Annotated in this window: 3 protein-coding genes; all 3 read right to left on the minus strand. The window is 73.2% G+C overall.

The genetic code is table 11. From position 1 onward, the window contains the following. Positions 1-7 precede the first annotated feature (7 nt). Genes AB0L53_RS23360 through AB0L53_RS23370 form a run of 3 tightly spaced genes read right to left on the minus strand, consistent with a single transcriptional unit; the run spans position 8 to position 20,261 of the window. Complete coding sequence (locus AB0L53_RS23360) at positions 8-9,655, minus strand: SDR family NAD(P)-dependent oxidoreductase (protein WP_363997301.1); 9,648 nt, start codon at positions 9,653-9,655, stop codon at positions 8-10. A 41-nt stretch (positions 9,656-9,696) separates the two neighbouring features. Further along, positions 9,697-14,754 carry a beta-ketoacyl synthase N-terminal-like domain-containing protein gene (locus AB0L53_RS23365; protein ID WP_363997304.1) on the minus strand — a complete coding sequence of 1,686 codons (5,058 nt, stop codon included), beginning with the start codon at positions 14,752-14,754 and terminating at the stop codon, positions 9,697-9,699. 32 nt (positions 14,755-14,786) lie between these two features. After that, on the minus strand, positions 14,787-20,261 hold the full coding sequence (locus AB0L53_RS23370) for an SDR family NAD(P)-dependent oxidoreductase (protein ID WP_363997307.1): 5,475 nt from the start codon (positions 20,259-20,261) through the stop codon (positions 14,787-14,789). Between the last annotated feature and the right edge of the window lie 15 nt (positions 20,262-20,276).

A 20,276-nucleotide genomic window follows, 5' to 3' on the forward strand; every position in this document is an offset into this window, starting at 1 on the left:
TTGGGTCTCACCGGCCGCGTCTGCGGGCGGCGGAGGCTTCGAGTCCCGATCGGCGCAGCTGGGCACGTACGTGGCTGCCGCCGTCGGCGCCGGTCCCGAGCGCGTGGCCCGCGCCCGAGGACATGGCCTCGATGGTCTGGCCGAGGGCCGACACGGTCGGCGCCTCGTAGAGGATGTGCGGCGGCAACTCGTCCAGCTCGAACGCCCGGCGCATCGCGGCCACGATGCTGACGCCGAGCAGCGAGTTGCCGCCGAGCTCGAAGAAGTTGTCCAGGACGCCGACCCGGTCGAGCTTGAGCGAATCGCACCAGATGCCGGCGATCTGCTCCTCGGCCGACCCCGACGGCTCCTGGTAGGGGGTGACCAACTCGGGACGGGGGTGCCGCTCACCGCTCACGCCACCCACTGCGGGTGAGGTGACGGCCTCCAGGTTGAAGCGCGAACTGCCGAGCACCACCGTCGGGAAGTCCTGCGTGGACACCACGACCCGGGGCTCACCGCTGGCCAGGGCGCGCAGCAGCGCCCGCCAGCCGTCCTCGAAGTCGATGCCGACACGGGCCCGGTTGTCGCGGAAGAACTGCTGCAACGCGCCGTCGTACCCGGCCAGGCCCTCCTCCCAGGCGTTCCAGGTCCACTCGCCCCAGTCGATGGCCAGGACCCGCCTGCCGGTGTCGGCGAGCTGGTGGGCGTACCCGTCGAGGAAGGCGTTGGCGGCGCAGTAGTCCACCTGCCCCGGCCCGCCGCCGGTCGCCGAGGTGATGGAGGCGAACAGCACCAGGAAGTCCAGCTCGACCTCGTCGGGCCGGCCGATGCGCAGCGCCTCGGCGATGGCCAGGGTGCCGCCGATCTTCGGGGCGAGCACCTGGTCCAGCTCGTCGGACCGCTTGAACTGCATCAACCCCATGCCGGGGACGCCCGCGGCGTGGAGGACACCGTGGAGGGCACCGAACCGCTCGACCGCCGTGTCCACGGCCCGGCGGACGTCCTCGGGCTTACTGACGTCGCCGGTGACGATCTCGACCCGGCCGCCGAGTTTCTCGATCTCGAGCACTTGGACGATCCGCCGCCGGGTCGCCCCCTCGGCCGCATCGTTGAGTCCGGCACCGTTGGACCCCGCACCGTTGGACCCCGCACCGTGCGGTCCCGCGCCGTTGGTGCCCGCGCTCGCCAGGATGCGGGACCACTCCGAGCGGGGTGGCAGGCCGCGGCGAGCGAGCAGGACGAGGTTGGCGTGGCAGTCGCGGGCCAGGCGTTCGGCCAGGCCGAGTGCGATGCCGCCGAGCCCGCCCGTGACCAGGTAGACACCGCCTTCGCGGAGCGTCTCCAGGTCCGGATCGACCGCCATGGTCTCGTAACCGGGCACCCAGCGTCGGCCGTTGCGCAGCGCCACGATCCGGTCGGCTTGCGGCCTCCGCAACTCGGCCACCAACCCACCGACCACCGAACCGCCCCTGCCGCCCGCCGCAGAAGCGCCCGGACCGACAGCCCCCGAGCCACTTCGACCGGCCAGCGCGAGAGCGCCCGCGCCGGTCTCCAGGTCGATGAGGCGGGTGGCGACCTTCGGGTATTCCAGAGGGATCACCAGGCAAGGACCGATCAGCGTCGCGCCGTCGGGGTTGGACACGTCGTCGCCCAGTACCTGCTGCGTGCCGGTGACGGCGACGTCCAGGGACCAGTCGTCGGTGCCGGACTCGGCCGCCGCCCTGGCCAGTGCGACGAGCGTGTGCAGGCCGTACCGGATGGTGGTGTCGCCGGTGGCGGCGTCCAGCGTCCAGAGGTGGACCACCCGCTCCAGTGGCCGACCGGCGGCGCGCAGGTCGCGCAGCAGCGAGAGCGTGTCGCCGACGTTGCCCGGCCGCACCGTGTAGCCGTCGGGGGTGGCGGCGTACGCGTCGCCGGGGCGTACCAGCGTGACCGTGGCACCCGCCGTCCGCCGCAGCTCGGCGGCGACCTGGTCGGCGAGCCCGTCGCGGGTGTAGACCAGCCACGAGCCCGGCTGCTCACCCGGCGCGGGCGCGGCGGTCTGCCGCCATACGGGCAGGTACATCCACTGGTCTTCTGGCAGCCTGGGCAGGTTCGTGATCGCCTCGAACAGGTTGTCCGGGTCGAGCGCCGGCATCGCGCCGACCGGCTGCCGCCGCGCACCGGTCGCGGGCGGGTCGATCCAGTAGCGCTGGCGCTGGAAGGGGTACGTCGGCAGCGGAATCCGCCCCGGCAACCCGGCGGTGAGCCCGGTGTTCTGGTGTCTGCCGTGGTGGGCGGCCCAGTCGAGGTCGGCGCCGAGCAGCCACAGCCGGGCCAGGCAGCCCGCGAGCACCTCGTCGTCCGGGCGGCTGTCGCTGCCGCCCGGCAGCGCGTTGAGGATGAGCGGCCACCGCTGCGGCGGGCACCCGGCGGCGCGCACCAGGGCGCCGAGCGACTGCCCCGGGCCGATCTCGACCACGGCCAGCTCCGGGTCGGCGAGCAGCGCGTCGACCCCGTCCGCGAACCGTACGGTCCCGCACATGTGCCGGGCCCAGTAGCCCGGGTCGCACACCAGGTCCGCGTCGGCGATCCCGCCGGTCACGTTCGAGATGTACGGCAGGGCGGGCGGGTTGAGCTGGACGTTCGCCTCGACCCAGGCGGTCAGCTCGTCACTCAGCCGGGCCAGCATCCTGGAGTGGAAGGCGTGGGTGGTCTGCAGCGGGCGGCACGGGATCTCGGCCCGCCGCAGGTCGGCGAGGAGCCCGTCCATCGCCTCGACCGGACCGGCGACGACCGTCACCTGCGGGCCGTTGACGGCGGCCAGGTCCAGCCCCCGCTCGTCGAGCCTGAACCGGCGGCGCAGCTCGTTCGCGGGCAGCGACACGGCGACCATCGAGCCGGGCGGCACACCGTCGATCAGCTTCGCCCGGTACGCCACCAGCGCGATGGCGTCCGGCAGTGACAGGACTCCGGCCAGGCAGGCGGCGACGTACTCGCCGAGGCTGTAGCCCAGCATGATCCGCGGCTGTACGCCCCAGGTCATGAGCGTGCGGGCCAGGGCGTATTCGACGGCGAACAGGGCCGGCTGGACGATCTCCGTACGCTCCAGCACGCCGACCCGCTCATCCCCACCTGAGCCACCGGAACCGCCCGAGCCCGCAGACCCGTTCGAGCCGGTAGTCCCGCCCGAGCCCGTGCGGCCCAGCAGGGCGGCCAGGTCCGGTGCGCTGCCACGGCCGCCCGCGAGCAGGTCCGCGAGGTCCACCTCGCCCAGCGGCCCGCGCAGGAGCTCCAGGCATTCGTCGAGCGCCGCGCGGAACTCCGGCTCGCGCCGGTACAGCTCAGTGACCAGACCGGGATACTGCTCCCCCGCCCCCGCGAACAGGAACGCCACCGGACGCCCCTGAACCGTGTCGACCCGGCTCAGCACGCCAGGGCTCGCCGACCGCACACCGAGGTTCGGCGACCCCCCACTCAGCACGCCGGGGTTCAGTGACTCCCCGCCCAGTACGGCGGCGGCCGACTCAACGCTGTCCACAACGGCGACGCGCCGGTGCTCGAACGTCTTGCGCCCCACTTGGAGGGTGAACGCCACATCCGCCAATCGGATACCGGGCGCGGCGGCCAGGTGCCGCCCAAGGCGCTCGCCCGCCTGGTCGGCCGCGGTGGCGTTGCGCGCGGACACGGGCAGCACCTGGTACCTGCGGGAGGACTCGGGCGAAACGGGCGGCGCCGGGGGTCGGACGGGAGCCTCCTCGACGACCATGTGCACGTTGGTGCCGCCCATGCCGAGCGAGTTGATGCCCGCGATGCGCGGCCGCCCGTCGCGGGTCCGCCATGGGGAGAGCTCGGCGTTGACGTAGAAGGGGCTGTTCTCGAAGTCGATCTCCGGGTTGGGGCTGGTGTAGTGCAGGCTGGCCGGGATCACCCGTTCGCGCAGCGCGAGCGAGGTCTTGATCAGTCCGCTCGCGCCCGCGGCGCGGTCCAGGTGCCCGATGTTGGTCTTCACCGAGCCGATCGGGCAGTACTGCGTCTGCTCGGTGTCGCCGAACGCCCGCGTCAGCGCCGCCAGTTCGATCGGGTCGCCGAGCTCGGTGGCGGTGCCGTGCGCCTCGATGTAGCTGATGTCCTCGCCGGTCACCCCGGCGTCGGCCATCGCGTCGGCGATCACCCTGGCCTGGCCGACCACGCTCGGCGCGGTGAAGCCGACCTTGAGGGCGCCGTCGTTGTTCATCGCCGAGCCGCGGATCACGGCCCAGATGTGGTCGCCGTCGCGTACCGCGTCCGACAGCCGCTTGAGCAGCACCACCGCGGCGCCGTCACCGAACATGCTGCCCCGCGCCCGCGCGTCGAACGTCCGCACATGCCCGTCGGGCGACTCCTGCCCCCCGGGGCCGAACTTGTGCCCGACCCGGTCGGGCACCCGGATCGACACGCCGCCGGCCAGCGCCAGTTCGCACTCGCCGTTGCGCAGGCTCTGCACCGCCAGGTGCGCCGCGACCAGCGAGGTCGAGCAGAACGTCTGCACCGCGACACTCGGCCCGTACAGGTCGAACAGGTAGGAGACCGTCGTAGTGAGCGCGTCCTTGTCGTTGCCCATGATGATCTCGTAGTGGCTGACCTCCTCCTCGTCGTTCAGGAGGTGCTCGCCCATGCGGAGCAGGTACGTGCTGATGTTGCTGCCGCCGAACACGCCGACCCGGCCCCTGCTCTCGGGCACCGCGTACCCGGCCTGCTCCAGCGCCTCCCAGCACACCTCGATGAACGCCCGCTGCTGCGGGTCCGTGATCGCCGCCATCCGGGGGCTGAGGCCGAAGAACGCGGCGTCGAAGCCGCTGACGTCGTCGAGCACCGGGCGGGCGGGGACGTACGAGGGATCGTGGATGAGGTCGGGGGCCACTCCGGCGGCCAGCAGCTCTTCCTCGGAGAAGAAGCTGATTGATTCGACGCCTTCGCGGAGGTTGTTCCAGAACGCACCCACGTCGGTTGCGCCCGGGAAGTGGCCGGCCATGCCCACGATGGCGATCCGCCGGTCGTCGTCCATGTCGCTGCCGGAGCCGTCGGCAGGTCCGGCGGTGCCTTCCACGGCCTTCTGGGCGACCCGCTTGGCCACCGTCGTGGTGCGGGCACTCGTCTTCCCGGTACGGCCGGCGCCGGCGCCCTTCTCGTCGAGGATTCCGGCGAGCGTGTGCACCGTAGGCGCCTCGAACAGCATCACCGTCGGAACCGCGATCCCGAACCGCTTCTTCACCAGGGCCAGCATCTGCAGCGCGACGAGCGAGTTGCCGCCGAGGTCGAAGAAGTTGTCCCTGGTCCCGACCGGCTCGATACCGAGCACGTCGGACCACAGCTCGGCCAGCGCCCGCTCGGTCGCGGTCAGCGGCGGGCTGTACGGCTGGGGCAGCTCGGGACGGGGGAACCTGGTCCCGCCCGCCCCCGGCTCCGGCCCGCTCACCGCCCGGGGCAGCCGGTCGTCGAGACCACCCGCCGCCACCACGAGGCTCGGCCGGTCGTCGGCCACCAGCCGGTCGAACGCCGCCAGCCCCTCCTCGGTGCTCATGGCGTGCGCGGCCATGGCGGCGCCGATGCCGCCTTCCATGCCTTCGAGCGTCCGCGACCACGTGTCCCAGCTCGCGGCCACCCACCTGGTGGGCGAGGCGGCGGTGTCGTGGGCGACCGCCGTCAGCGCGGCGTTCGCCGCCGCGTAGCTGCCGAACGTGATGCCGCCCAGCAGCGACGACGTCGAGGAGAACAGCAGGCAGAAGCCGGGCGCCCGCTCGGCGGGGAGCTCGGCGAGCACCTCACGCAGGACCAGCGCACCCGTCACCTTCGCGCCGAAGTGTCTGGCGACGGCTTCCTGGTCGAGGTCGCGCATCGACAGGAACGTGTCCCGGCCTGTCTCGGCGGCGGCATGAATCACCCCGTCGAGCCGCCCGCCCTCCCGCAGCACCGCGGCCAGTAGGGCGCGCATCGCGTCGGCGTCTGTCACGTCGGCTTGCGGTGTCAGTACTTCGGCCCCGAGCGCCCGCAACCGCTGGACGCCCTCGTGGCGCGGGTCACCGGCCGTGGCGGGCACGCCGCTGCGGCTGGTGAGCATCAGCCGGGCGGCTCCGGCCCGCACCAAGTGCTCGGCCACCAACAGCCCGACGTCCCCGAGACCACCGGTCATCAGGTACGTCCCACCGGGCCGCACCCCCAGACCGGTCTGTGCCTCGCCCCGGTCGGCGGGGACGTAGTCGCGGGTGTGGCGGCGTCCGTCGCGGTAGGCCACCAGAGCGTCGGTCGCCGGATCGCGGAGCTCGGCCACCAGGTCCCGGGCCGTCGCGGCGACGTCGGCTCCCACCTCGACGTCCACGCAGCGGCAGTCGAGGTTGAGGTACTCCTGGTTGGCGACCAGCGGCAGCGTGGCGGCGGCGGCGTGGCCGGGGTCCGGCACCTCGCCGTCGACCACCGCCTGGCCGCCCCGAGTCGCCACGATGATCCTGGTGCTGTCACCGCCCTCGCTGCCCCAGGCGTCCAGCATCCGGGAGAGCGGCAGCACCACCTGGCGCCCGTCGCCACCGGAGCCGGCGTGGTCGAGCAGCCGCAGGTCGAGCAGGACCGTCGGGGCCTCGCTCGCCAGGCTCCTTGCCAGGGCGGCGTGGTCGGCCGCCGACTCGGGGTCGATCGTGTAGCCGCCGGTCACTTCGGTGAACGCGCCGCCCGGCCGTACCAGCACGATCTCGGTGCCGTCGGAGCCCAGCGACTCGACGACCGCGTCAGCGACCCCGCCGGTGTCTGCGAGCACCACCCAGCGCCCGGCCGCGCCCGAACCGGTCGCAGTAGGTACGTCGGTCGCGATCCAGCGCGGCACCATGAGCTGGACGTGCGGAGCCGCCTCCTCGATGGCGGGAGCCGGAGCCATGGCGGTCAGTGCGGGCTGGGCCTGGTGGCGGGGCGGGTCGATCCAGTAGCGCTCCCGCTGGAACGGGTAGCTGGGCAGCCCCACCTTGCGTACCGGACGATCCTGCCGGTACCCGGCCCAGTCGACCGGCACACCCGCCAGCCACAACCGCCCAAGGCCCTCGGCCAGCACGGTGCCGGCCGGGCGGGGGTCGGCGGCGGCGGGGAGCGTGGAGACCACCAGCGGCCAGCGCTCCCGGGGGCAGTCGCGGTGGCCACGCGCCATCGCCCCGAGCGACTGTCCGGGGCCGATCTCCAGCAGCGCGAGCTCCCCCTGCTGGAGCAGCGTGCCGAGCACGGCGTCGAACAGCACCGGCCCGCACATGTGCCGCGCCCAGTAGCCGGGGTCGGTCGCCTCTGAGGCGGTGATGAGGGCGCCGGTGACGTTCGAGACGTACGGGATGCGCGGCTCTTCGAGCGTGATGTGGGTGGCGATCCAGCGGGTCAGCTCGTCGCGTACCGGCTCCATCATGCGCGAGTGGAACGCGTGACTGGTGGCCAGCGGCCGGCACGGCACCGACTCTCCCGCAAGGAACTCCCTGGCCGCCTCCATCGCGGCGGGCGGGCCGGCGAGCACGGTGAGTTCGGGGCCGTTGACCGCGGCCACGTCCACGTCGGCGATGCCCGCCCGCTCCAGCCGGGTCCGCAGATCGTCGGCGGCCAGCGGCACGGCGCTCATCGCGCCGGCCGGGAGCGCGTCGATCAGCCGCGCCCGGTGGGCGACCAGCGCCAGCGCCGAGTCCAGGGTGAGGACGCCCGCCAGGCAGGCGGCCACGTACTCGCCGAGGCTGTAGCCGGCCAGCAGCGCCGGTTCGATGCCCCAGGAGCGTACGAGCTGGGCCAGGGCGTACTCGACCGCGAACAGCGCGGGCTGCAACACCGCCGTGGGCATGGTGTCGACCGGCGCCGCCTCCCGCCCGAGCAGCCGGTCGAGCCCGGCGGCCTGGACGGGCTGTCTGGGAAGCAGCAGCTCGGCGAGGGGGTCGACCCCGCCGAGGTGATCGCGGAGCGTGGCCCGGCACTCGTCCAGCGTCTGCCTGAAGACCGGCTCGGTCTCGTACAGTTCGGCGGCCAGGCCCGGGTACTGCTCGCCGGTGCCCGCTATGAGGAACGCGACGGGCCGGTCCGCGCGGCTGTCCGCGCGGGCCAGCACCCCGGCGTCGCGCAGCCCGGCGACGGCCTCGTCCACGGTGGCGGCGACCAGCATCCGGCGATGCCCGAAGACCTGCCGCCCGGCCTGCAGCGTGTGGGCGACGTCGGGCAGGTGAGGGGTGTCGGAGGCTCCCGCGAGATGGCCGGTCGTCGCGTCGGCCGCGGCGGACGTGAGGTGGTCGGCGAGGCGTTCGGTCATGGCGTCGGCCGCGGCGGCGGACCGCGCGGACCACACCAGCAGTTCCGGACGCGACGCCGCAGCCGAAACCGGAACGGAGGGCACCGGAACAGCGGGCGCCTCTTCCAGCACCACGTGCGCGTTGGTCCCGCCGATGCCGAACGCGCTCACCCCCGCCCGCCGGGTCCGGCCGGGCCTGCGCGGCCACGCGATGAGCCTGGTGACCACCTCCAGCTCGGCCTCACCGGCGCTGAGCTGTGGGTTGGGCTCGGTGAGGTTGCGGGTGGGCGGGATCTCGTCGTGGCGCAGGGCGAGGGCGGTCTTGATGAGGCTGGTGACGCCGGCCGCCCGGTCGAGGTGGCCGAGGTTCGTCTTGACGGAGCCGATCAGGCACGACTCGTCGTGGAACACCTGCTGCAGCGCCGCCAGCTCGGCCGCGTCGCCGAGCGCGGTGCCGGTGCCGTGCGCCTCGACGTAGTCGATGTCGGCGGGCATCAGCCCGGCGCTGGCGAGCGCCTCGGCCATGACGGCGGCCTGACCCTGTACGCCGGGAGCGGTGAAGCCCACCTTCCTGCCCGCGTCGTTGTTGACGGCCCAGCCCCGGATGACGGCGTAGATCTGGTCACCGGCGGCCAGCGCGTCCTCCAGCCGGCGCAGCGCCACCACGCCGACGCCGCTGCCGAGCGGGCTGCCCAGACCGCCCGCGTCGAAGGCCCGGCACTCGCCGTCGGGCGGCGCGATGCCGCCCTGCTGGTACAGGTAGCCGACCCGGTGCGGCACGTTGACCGCGACGCCGCCCGCCAGCGCCAGGTCGCACTCGAACCCGGACAGGCTGGAGGCGGCCGCGCAGACCGCGACGAGCGACGTGGAGCAGTAGCTCTGCACCGCGTAGCTCGGCCCCGACAGGCCCAGCGTGTGGGCCACACGCAGGGTCAGCGAGTCCTTGTCGTTGGCCAGGCCGAGGGCCAGCTCGCCCATGGTGGCGGCGATGTCGTTCGGCATCAGGTTGTGCTGCAGGTACGAGCTCCAGCCGGACCCGCCGAAGACGCCGATCGCGCCGTCGAAGCGGGTGGGGTCGCACCCGGCGTCCTCCAGCGCCTCCCAGCTGTGCTCCAGGAACAACCGGTGCTGCGGGTCGAGGATCTGCGCCTCCTTCGGGCTGAACCCGAAGAAACCCGCGTCGAACAGCTCGACGCCGTCGATCACCGCCCCGGCCTTCACGTACCCGGGATCGGCCAACAGGTCCTCGGGCACTCCGGCGGCCCGCAACTCGTCATCGGTGAACCGGGTGATGCCGGAACGGCCGTCACGGATGTTCGCCCACAATCCGGCCACATCGGCGGCGCCGGGGAACCGCCCCGACATCCCGACTATCGCAATGTCATTGCCGGAAACCTCGCCGGCCAGCTCATCAGTCACGTCAACGGTCCTTATCTCGGGACTCAAGCTCAAGTCGGGCTTCATTTCCGTCCGCCCCCGGAACGGGCCCGGCGCCGTCGCTGCCCCCGAGCCGAGCTGGTGGTGAGTGCCTGCCGTGCGGAGCCGTCGTCCGACCGCTCCAGCGCGGTCGCGAACTCCGCGACCGTCGGGTGCTCGAACAGCACCGCGGGCGCGATGGCCACGCCGAGCTCCTTCTCGATGGCCAGCACCATGGCCATGCCGACCAGGGAGTTGCCTCCGAGATCGAAGAACGGGTCGTGCACGCCGACCTGCTCGATGCCCAGGTAGGCGCCCCAAACGTCGGCGATCTTGGTCTCGGTCTCGGTCCTGGGCGCCACGTACTCGGTCCGCAGCAGCGGCCGCGGGAACCGCTCCCCGCGCGGCGCCGACGCCGCGCCGACCAGGGCGTCGAGGTCGGTCATGGCCGACCAGTCGCGCAGGACGTCCCGCAGCGGCTGGCGCGCGGCCAGGACGCCGCCGTGGCCGCCGGTCACGATCCGGTCGAGGAACGCGCAGCCCGCCTCCTCGGCGAACCCGTACCTCTCCCGGTAGGCGGTCACCCGCTGGGCGAGGCTGGAGGCGCCCTTGAGGGAGTCGGCCTGCCAGTCGTCGTGCTGCCACGGGCCCCAGGCGACCGACACCACCCTGGTGGACGGCGCGGTGGCCGCCAGAGCCTCGCCGTACGCGTCGAGCACGGTGTTGGCGGCGCAGTAGTCGCTCTCGCCGATGCCACCGAACGCGGTCACGGCGGAGGAGTACAGGACCAGCAGTTCGGGCCGCTCCTCGGCAGGGGTGTCCGGGCCGACCAGCTCGGCGAGGGGCCCCATCGCCAGGACCTTGGGCGCGAGCACCGCCCCCGCCTCGGCCACGGTCCGCCGCTGCACCATCCCACCCGCCGGTACGCCGGCCGCGTGGACCACACCGGTGAGCGTGCCGAAGTGCTCCCGGCACCGGCGCAGCGCCCGCCGCAGCTCGTCGGGGACACCGGCGTCGGCGGTCAGCAACAACACCTCGGCTCCGGCCGCCTCAAGCTCGGCAATGTCTGCCAGACTCCGCGCCACCTTCCCGCCCAGCTCGTGCACGTCCGGCGCACCGGCTCCCGCCCCAGCCTCCGGCGGGCCGCCGTGTGGGGTGACGTGCGGAGCGGCTTTCAGTGGGGTACGGCCCACCAGGGCGAGCCGCCGTACTCCGGCTCGCACCAGGTGCTTGGCCAGGCCCATGCCGAGTCCCCGGGCACCACCGGTGATCAGGTAGACGCCGTTGGCCCGCCACGGACTCCCGGTCGGCTCACCCTGGTCCGGGATCTCGCCCCAGCTCTTCACCCAGCGACGGCCGCGCCGCCAGCCGGTCAGCCGGTCGTGCGCCTCGTCGGGCTCCCTGAGCAGCTCGTGGACGAGCTGCCCGGCCGCCTGCGGGTCGTCCTCCGGATCGAGGTCGACCCCACTCCAGGTCAGTCCGGTGTACTCGTGGTGCGCCGCCCGCCCGAGCCCGTGCGTCACGGCCCGGTACGGCGCGAGGGCGTCGCCGCCCAGGATCTCGGCGGCCCCTTGGGTGACCGTCAGCAGCCGCACCCCCTGGCTCGCGGGCAGCTCACCCAGCGCCTGTACGGCCAGCAGCAGGCTGTCGAACCCGTACCCGATGGCCGCCCGCAGCTCCACGTCGGTGGCGTACACCGGGGTTGCGGCCGTGGCGAGCCGACTCCACAGATGGACCACATGCACCGGCCCCGGTTCGGTGACGGCGGCGAACACCTGGGCGTAGTGCTCGGGCACAGCGGGGTCGATGACGATGCGGCGACCGTCCTGCCGCAGCCCGCTCCCGGCGACGACCTCGATCACCTGGGTCCCGGCTGCGGCGACCGACTCGGCGAGCGCCGCACCGACTTCCGCCGAGTCGGCGAACACCACCAACGGCCCACTGAGCTGTACGGCAGGTGCGACGTCCCCAGGACGGCCGTCGCGGGAGGCGAGGTGCTCCAGGCCAGGGCGAGAGGCGATGTGCGGCACGACGTCCCGGGAGGCCAGGTGCGTCGGGGTGGGGCGGGTGGTGTCCTGCTGCCAGATCGGGGCGAAGGCGAAGTCAGCCGGTTTGGCGGGCCGGTCGGTTCGGGGGACGTCCCGGCCCTGGTCCGGCCAGAAGCGGGTGCGCTGGAACGGGTAGGCGGGCAGGTCGACGAGGCGGGCGCCGGTGGGGCGGGTGGGCGCCCAGTTCAGCGTGACGCCCAGCTCCCACAGCCGCCCGCACGCCTCCAGCAGCTCGGACCGCGCGTCCCGCCGTTCCCCCGCCGTCCACAGCGGAGGCAGGGTGCCGAGTACGGTGGCCGGCCGGTCGGACAGGTTCTGCCGGACCAGCCCACCGAGGGTCTGACCAGGGCCGAGCTCGACGAAGACGTCTATTCCCTGGACGTCTATTCCCTGGACGTCCATTCCCTGGACGCCCACTTCCTGCGAGACGCAGTGCCGTACGGCATCGGCGAACCTGACCGGGCTGACCAGCTGATCGGCCCAGTACTGGGAGCTGGTGGCCTGCTCGGCCGTCAGCGCGACGCCGGTGAGGTTGGACACGATGGTGGAGGATGGGGCCTGGCGCGGCACGGAGTCGAGCAGCGCGGCCAGCTTCTCGCGGGCCGGCTGGAGCAGCGACGAGTGGAACGCGTGCGCGGACCGCAACGGCCGACAGGCGACACCCTCGGCGGTGAGGCGCCGGGTCACGGCCTCGATGTCCTCGGGCCGCCCACTGAGCACGGTCATCGAGGGCCCGTTGAGCGCCGCGACGTCCACCTCGGCCTCAGCGCCGACAAGCAGTCCCTGTACGCGGTCATTCCCTGCTGCGAGCAGGCCCCGCACGCCGTCCTCCCCTGCGGCCAGCAGTTCCCGTACGCGGTCCTCGCCTGCGGCGACGGCGACCATGCGGCCCGCCGGGGCGGCGGCGATCAGGCGGGCTCGTTCGGCCACCACGTACAGGGCGTCCTCGAGGGTGAACACGCCGCCGAGGCAGGCGGCGACGTACTCGCCGAGGCTGTAGCCGATGAGCAGGTCCGGGGTGACGCCCCAGTGGGACAGGAGCCGGGCGAGCGCGTACTCGACGGTGAAAAGGAACGGGTGCGCGACCTCGGCGTGGCTGAGCGGGTCGTCGGCCCGGTCCTGCCCAGAACCGGCACGACCCAGCAGCGCCGCGAGGTCCCCGTCCGAGGGCCGTGCCTGGTCGGCGGCCTCCTGGTGAACGGCGGGCTGCTCGTCGTCGCTCCGATCGTCTGCGGGGCCGAACAGGGGGCGCAGGTCCACGCCGCACCGATCGGCGGCCAGCTCGACGCAGCGGTCTACCGCCTCGGCGTAGACGGGCTCGGTGCGGTACAGCTCTCTGCCGAGGTCCGCGTACTGGTCGCCGACGCCGGGCAGCAGGAACGCCACCCGGGGACGGCCCTTCACCCGGTGCACGCCGCCCTCGGTGGCGACGCGGCCCAGCAGGCGTATGGCGTCCGGGAGGTCGGCGCAGACCAGGGCGCGCCGGTGATCGTGCTCGGCCCGACCAGCCTGCAGCGTACGGGCCACGTCGGCCAGGACCGACCCCGGCCGGTCGGCCAGAGCGGCGGCCAGCCGCCCGGCGTGCTCCCGCAGAGCGGCGTCACCGGCCGCCGACACGGGCAGCACCAGAGCATGAGCGCCGACGTCGCCACCGGACGTAACGGGCTCGGGAGCGGATTCCAGGATGACGTGGGCGTTCGTGCCCGACCAGCCGAACGAGCTCACCCCCGCCAGCCGCGGCCCCGCCCCCGTGAACGCCTGTGGTGTCCCGGCCATCGGCACTACCGTCCCGTCCTCCGGGATCGCCGCAGCCGGTTCCGACAGGTGCAGGTTCGGTGGGATCAGTTCGTTCTCCAGCACCAGGACCGTCTTGATCAGTCCGGCCACCCCGGCCGCCGCCTGGGTGTGGCCGATGTTGGTCTTCACCGCGCCGACCCGTAACGGTCGGGTGCCGGGGCGCTGGCCGAAGACGTCGTGCAGGGCCGACAGCTCGATGGCGTCGCCCAGGTGAGTGCCCGAGCCGTGCGCCTCCACGTACGAGATGTCCTCGGGGGTGACCCGCGCGGCGGCCAGGGCGCGGCCGATCACATCGACCTGGGCCCTACGGCTGGGGGCGGTGAGACCGTTGCTGCGGCCGTCCTGGTTGACGGCCGAGCCGCGGATCACCGCGCGGATGCGCCGGCCGTTCTGGATCGCCTTGGACAGCGGCTCCAGCACCACGACGCCGCCGCCCTCGCCCATGACGTAGCCGTCGGCGCTCGCGTCGAACGTCTTGCACTTCCCGTCCGCGCACAGCATCGACGCCGCGCACGCCTGGATGAAGGTGCTCGGGTGGAACGTCATCGACGCCCCGGCGGCGATCGCGAGGTCGCATTCGCCGCGCCGCAGTGCCTCCGCCGCGAGGTGGACCGCGATCAGCGATGACGAGCACGCCGTGTCGATGGCCATGGTGGGGCCGCACAGGTTGAGCAGGTACGCGATGCGCCCGGCCGCGACGCTCATGGACGAGCCCTGGCCCAGGTACGGGTCCGCGAGCGCCTCCGCGCCGTGCCGTTCAAGCTGGAGCCTGCCGTACTGGAGGCTGTCCATGTAGCCGACCATCACGCCGGTACGGCTGCCCGACAGGCGCGACGGCGGCGCGCCCGCGTTCTCCAGGCCCTCCCAGGCCAGTTCGAGCAGGAGGCGCTGCGTCGGGTCCATCCGCAGGGCCTCGCGCGGCGAAAGGCCGAAGAACTCGGCGTCCCAGCCGGCGATGTCCGGCAGGAAGGAGCCGTACCTGGTGTACATGCCGCCGGGCGTACGCGGGTCGGGGTCGTAGTAGTCGTCGATGTCCCAGCGGGTGGACGGCACCTCGGTGACCGCGCTGCCGCCGTCGCGCAGCAGGTTCCAGAAACCCTCGACCGTGTCGCCGCCGCCGGGGTAGCGGCACGCCATCCCGATGATCGCGATGGGCTCGTGCTGACGATCTTCGGCCTCGGCGAGGCGGCGGCGCGTCTGGGTCAGTTCGACGGTGACGCGCTTGAGATAGTCGCGAAGTTTGTCCTCGGTCGCCATCGGACGAGCCTTTCCGGTAACGAGAGTCATGGTCAGAAGTCGTTGTCGATGAGCGCGAAGATCTCTTCATCGGTCGCGGAGTCGATCTTCTCCGCCGCGCCGTTCATGCCGTCGGGATCGGCTCCGAGCCTGCTCAGGGCACTCTGCAGTATCGGGATGAGCTTGCCGCGGATACGCTCGGCGTCGCCGTTGGCGCGGGCGAGTATCGAGTCGACGCGTTCCAGCGCGCCGCGCAGCGTGTCCTCCGCTGAGGGGGCCGCCGGGGCGAGCTTCCTGAACAGGTAGTCGGCCAGCGTGGTGACGGTCGGGTGGTCGAAGACCAGGGTCGCGGGCAGCCGCAGCCCCGTGTCGGCGTTGAGCCGGTTGCGCAGCTCGACGGCGGTCAGCGAGTCGAAGCCGAGCGTGTTGAACGCGCTGCCGACGTCGACCGCGTCCACGCTGTCGTGCGCGAGTACGGCGGCGACGTGCGCGCGGATGACGTCGGTGATCAGCCTGCGGGCGTCGGTCTCGGACAGGCTGGGCAGCCGGGCCGCCAGCCCGGGGTTGCCCGCGTGCTGCCCGGATCCGGTACGGCGCGGCGCGCGCACCAGTCCGCGCAGCAGGGGCGGCAGGTCACCCGCCGCGGCCCTGGCCCGCAGCCCGGGAGCGTCCCAGCCGGAGGCGACGACAAGAGCCTCGTCACCGCCGAGCGCCGCGTCGAACAGCTCCAGCCCCTCCGCCACACTCAGCGGCGCGACGCCCGCGCGGGCCAGGCGGGCGGTGTCGGCCGCCGTCAGCGCACCGGTCATGCCCGAGCCGGTGTCCCACAGCCCCCAGGCCACGGACACCGCGGGCAGGCCCAGCCCGCGCCGGTGCGCGGCCAGCACGTCGAGGAACGCGTTCGCGGCGGCGTAGTTGCCCTGCCCGGCATTGCCCAGCACGCCCGCCAGCGACGAGAACACCACGAACGAGGTCAGCGGCAGGCCACGGGTCAGCTCGTGCAGGTGCCAGGCCGCGTCCGCCTTCGGCGCGAACACCGCCTCCAGCTTCCGTTCCGACAGCCCCTCCAGAGTGGCGTCGTCCAGGACTCCGGCGGTGTGCACCACGCTGGTGAGTGGCCGGTCCTCGGGGATCGAGGCCAGCAGTACGGCCAGAGCGTCGCGGTCGGACACGTCGCAGGCGGTCACCGTGACCCGCACCCCGAGCTCTTCCAAGCTCGACACCAGCTCGCCTGCCCCCGGCGCCTCGGGCCCGCGCCGCGAGACCAGCAGCAGGTCCCGGACCCCGTGCCGCTCCACCAGCCGCCGCGCGACCAGAGCGCCCAGCCCACCGGTCCCGCCGGTCACCAGCACTGTGCCCGCGCTCTGGGGGGAAGCCGTGGTCGCGCTCTGGGGCGTGTTCACGTCCTGAGGAGAGGCCATGCTCGCGCTAGCGGCCGTGTCCGTGCCGTGGGCAGACGATGCGGCCGGGCGGCGGGTCAGGCGGGGCGCCAGGGGCACTCCGTCGTGTATCGCCAGTTGCGGCTCACCGGCGTCGATCGCCGCCGCCACCAGGTCCCAGTCCGTGACGCCCTCTTCCACGTCCACCAGCGCGAACCGCCCTGGCTGTTCGGCCTGCGCCGACCGGACGAGGCCCCAGACGACCCCGGCGGCCACGGCCGCGGCGTCGACACGGTCCGTGGCCAGGACTCCCTGGGTGACGAACACGAGCCGGGCCCGCGCGTCGGCCGGCCAGCTCCGCAGCAGATCCAGCACCCGGCCGAACAACTCCCGCGCCCCGGCGGTCACGCTCGTGGCGGCAACCGAGCAGCGCACCGCTACGAAGTCCGCCTCCAACGCCGCACCCTCGTCGTCCAGCCAGACCCAGCGCGAGCCACCGTCCTTCGATGAAGGGCCGCCGAGTTCCGCGGGCACCTTCACCCAGTCGAGCCCCTGCGGAACCGCGCCCGCCGAGGCCGACGGCTCGACCGGTACGGCCCTGGCCCGCAGCGACTCGATCGACAGCACCGCCCGGCCGGAAACGTCGGCCGCCTCCACCACGGCGTCGTCACCCGCCCAAGCCAGCCGTACCCGCAGCACAGAGGCCCCCGGCACACCCAGCCGCACTCCCCGGAACACGAACGGCAGTCGCAGCTCCCCGGAGCCGGAACCGGAGCCCGCGAGCAGCAACGGGTGGAACGCCGCGTCGAGCATCGCCGGGTGCATCCCGTACCCGTCGAGCTCCACCCCGTCGGGCGCCACGACCTCCGCGAACAGCTCCTCGTCCCGCCGCCACACCGCTCGCACGCCCTGGAACGCCGGGCCGTACTCGTAACCGGAGTCCGCCAGCCGCTCGTACCCGCCGTCGACGTTCACCGGCGACCCGCCCGCGGGCGGCCAGGCCGTGGCCCAGCCGAACTCTCCAGCGGAAACGCACGTTTCGAGGAGCGTGCCCGACGCATGACGTACCCACTCGGAATCCGGCAAGGCGGAGAAGACGGTCAGCGCACGTCGCCCGGCGGCGTCGGACGGGCTCACCGTGATCTGCAGCCCGACCTCACCCGTCGCGGGCAGGACCAGCGGCGCCTCCAGCGTGAGCTCCTCCAGCAGGTCGCAGCCCGCGACCGCGGCCCCCTCCAGCGCCAGCTCGACGAACGCGGCCCCGGGCAGCAGCACGCTCCCGGAGACCGAGTGGTCGGCGAGCCACGGCAGCACGGCCGCCGACAGCCGGCCGGTGAGCAGGTACCCATCGTCGGCCACCGGAACAACGGCGGTCAGCAGCGGATGCCGCGAGCCGCCGATCCCCGCGCCGCCCGCCTGCTGCGCGCGCCGCTCGGCGGGCTTGAGCCAGTACGTACGCCGGTCGAAGGCATAGGTCGGCACGTCCACCTGCCGGTACGGCACGTCGGCCAGCACCGCCCGCCAGTCGACCTCAGCCCCGAGCACCCACGCCTGGGCCAGCGCGGCCAGGAACCGGCGCCAGTCACCAGCACCGCGACGCAGCGACCCGCAGACTCCGGCGGTCATGCCCGCTTCGTGGCAAATGTCCTCGATGTCGCCGCCCAGCACGGGATGCGGGCTGACCTCGACGAACAGCGGCGTCCCGAACGACGCGAACGCCCCGATCGACTCGCGGAAGAGGACGGGGTTGCGCAGGTTGTCGTACCAGTAGGCGGAGTCCAGCCCGGTCGGCTCGACGAAGGTGCCGGCCATGGACGAGCAGAAGGCCACCTCCGTCGCCTGCGGCGCGATCCCGGCCAGCGTGGCGAGCAACTCCTCGCGCAGCACTTCCACGTGCGGGGTGTGTGAGGCGTAGTCGACGGCGATCCTGCGCACCCAGACCGTCTCGCCCCACTCCGCCGCGAACTCGTCGAGCGCGTCCACGTCTCCCGCCACGACCGTGCCCGCGGGCCCGCTGTGCACGGCTATCCACAGGCGGTCCGCCCACGGCTCCAGCCGGACCTCTTCGGCGGGCAGCGCCACGGCGAGCATCCCGCCCGTGGCGGCCAGCCCGCGCACCACGGCCTGGCTGCGCAGCGCCACGATCTTGGCCGCGTCGTCGAGCGTCAGCGCCCCGGCGACACAGGCCGCCGCGATCTCCCCCTGCGAGTGCCCCACCACCGCCGCCGGATCCACACCCAGCGACCGCCACACCTCCGCCAGCGACACCATCACCGCGAACAACGCCGGCTGAATGACCTCCGAGCCCACCAGCTCGCCCGCGCGCAGGGCCGCCACGACGGACCAGCCTGTGTACGGGGCGAGCGCGGCGTCACAGCGGGTCATCCACTCCCGGAACACCTCACTGGACTCCAGGAGATCAACCGCCATGCCCGTCCACTGCGAGCCCTGACCTGGGAACACGAACACCGGCCGCACATCAGCCAGCACCGCGCCACTGCTCACCGCCGCATGCGACTCACCCGACGCCAACGCCGCCAAGCCCGCCACCAACTCGTCCCGGTCCGCGGCCACCACCACCGCGCGGTGCGCGAACCGCGCCCGCCGAGCGAGTACGGCTCCCGCGACGGCCAGATCCTCATCTGCCGCGGTGGCCGCGTACGTCCGCAAACGACCCGCCTGCGCATGTAGCGACATTTCCGTCTTGGCGGACAACACCCACACCAGCGGGCCGGCCACCGTCACAGGTTCGGGCACCACCTCCGGCGCCTGCTCCAAGATCACATGAGCGTTGGTCCCGCTGATGCCGAACCCCGAGACCGCGGCCCGCATCGGCCGGTCCGAGACCGGCCAGGCCACAGCCTCCGTCAACAGTTCCACGGCCCCGGCCGACCAGTCCGCGTGCGGCGTCGGCTCGTCCACGTGCAGGGTGGCCGGCAGGGTCCGGTGTTCCAGCGCCTTCACCATCTTGATCACCCCGGCGACCCCGGCGGCGGCCTGGGTGTGGCCGATGTTCGACTTCACCGAGCCGAGCCGCAGCGGGCGGTCCGCCGGCCGGTCCTGCCCGTAGGCGGCGATGATCGACTCGGCCTCGATCGGATCGCCGAGCCGGGTTCCGGTGCCGTGGGCCTCCACGGCGTCCACGTCGCGGGGTTCGAGCCGGGCGTCGGCCAGCGCCTGCCGGTACACCTCCCGCTGCGCCGGACCGCTCGGCGCCGTCAGGCCGTTGCTGGCGCCGTCTTGGTTGACGGCCGAGCCGCGGATCACCGCGAGGATCCGGCGGCCGTCGCGCTGCGCGTCCGACAGCCGTTCCAGCAGGATCACGCCCGCGCCCTCGGCCCAGGCGGCGCCGTCGGCGGCGGCCGAGAACGCCTTGCACCGGCCGTCGGGCGACAGGGCCTGCTGCCGCGAGAACTCCACGAACGGATCCGGCGCCGCCATCACCGTCACGCCACCGGCCAGCGCCAGCGCGCATTCGCCGCGCCTCAGGGCCTGGACCGCCAGGTGTACGGTGACCAGCGAGGACGAGCACGCGGTGTCCAGGGTGACGGCCGGGCCCTCCAGCCCGAAGGTGTACGCCACCCGGCCCGACAGGACGCTCGGCGTGCTGGAGGTGAGCAGCGTACCCTCGACGGACTCGGGGATGGCCCCGAGGTAACGGTCGGCGTAGTACTCGTACATGGTCCCCGCGTAGACCCCGGTCCTGCTGCCGCGCAGCGTGTCCGGGTCGAGACCGGCCCGCTCGAACGCCTCCCAGCTCACCTCCAGGAACAACCGGTGCTGCGGGTCCGTGGCCAGCGCGCCGCGCGGGCTCATCCCGAAGAAGGGCGCGTCGAAGTCGCCGGCGTCGTACAAGAAGCCGCCGTGCCGCGTGTACGACTTGCCGAACGCGTCCGGGGCCGGGTCGTACAAGGCGTCGACGTCCCAGCCGCGATCGGCGGGGAACTCACCGATCGCGTCCACACCCGAGGACACCACCTCCCACAGATCCTCGGGTCCGGCCACGCCGCCGGGGTAGCGGCAGGCCATCCCGATGATCGCGATGGGCTCGTGGCGACGGTCTTCGATCTCGGCGAGGCGGCGGCGTGTCTGGGTAAGTTCGACGGTCACGCGCTTGAGGTAGTCGCGCAGCTTGTCCTCGGTCGACATCTGTCGCCTTTCGCA

The organism is Nonomuraea sp. NPDC052129 (genome assembly GCF_040680095.1).
In the GTDB taxonomy this organism is placed as follows: domain Bacteria; phylum Actinomycetota; class Actinomycetes; order Streptosporangiales; family Streptosporangiaceae; genus Nonomuraea.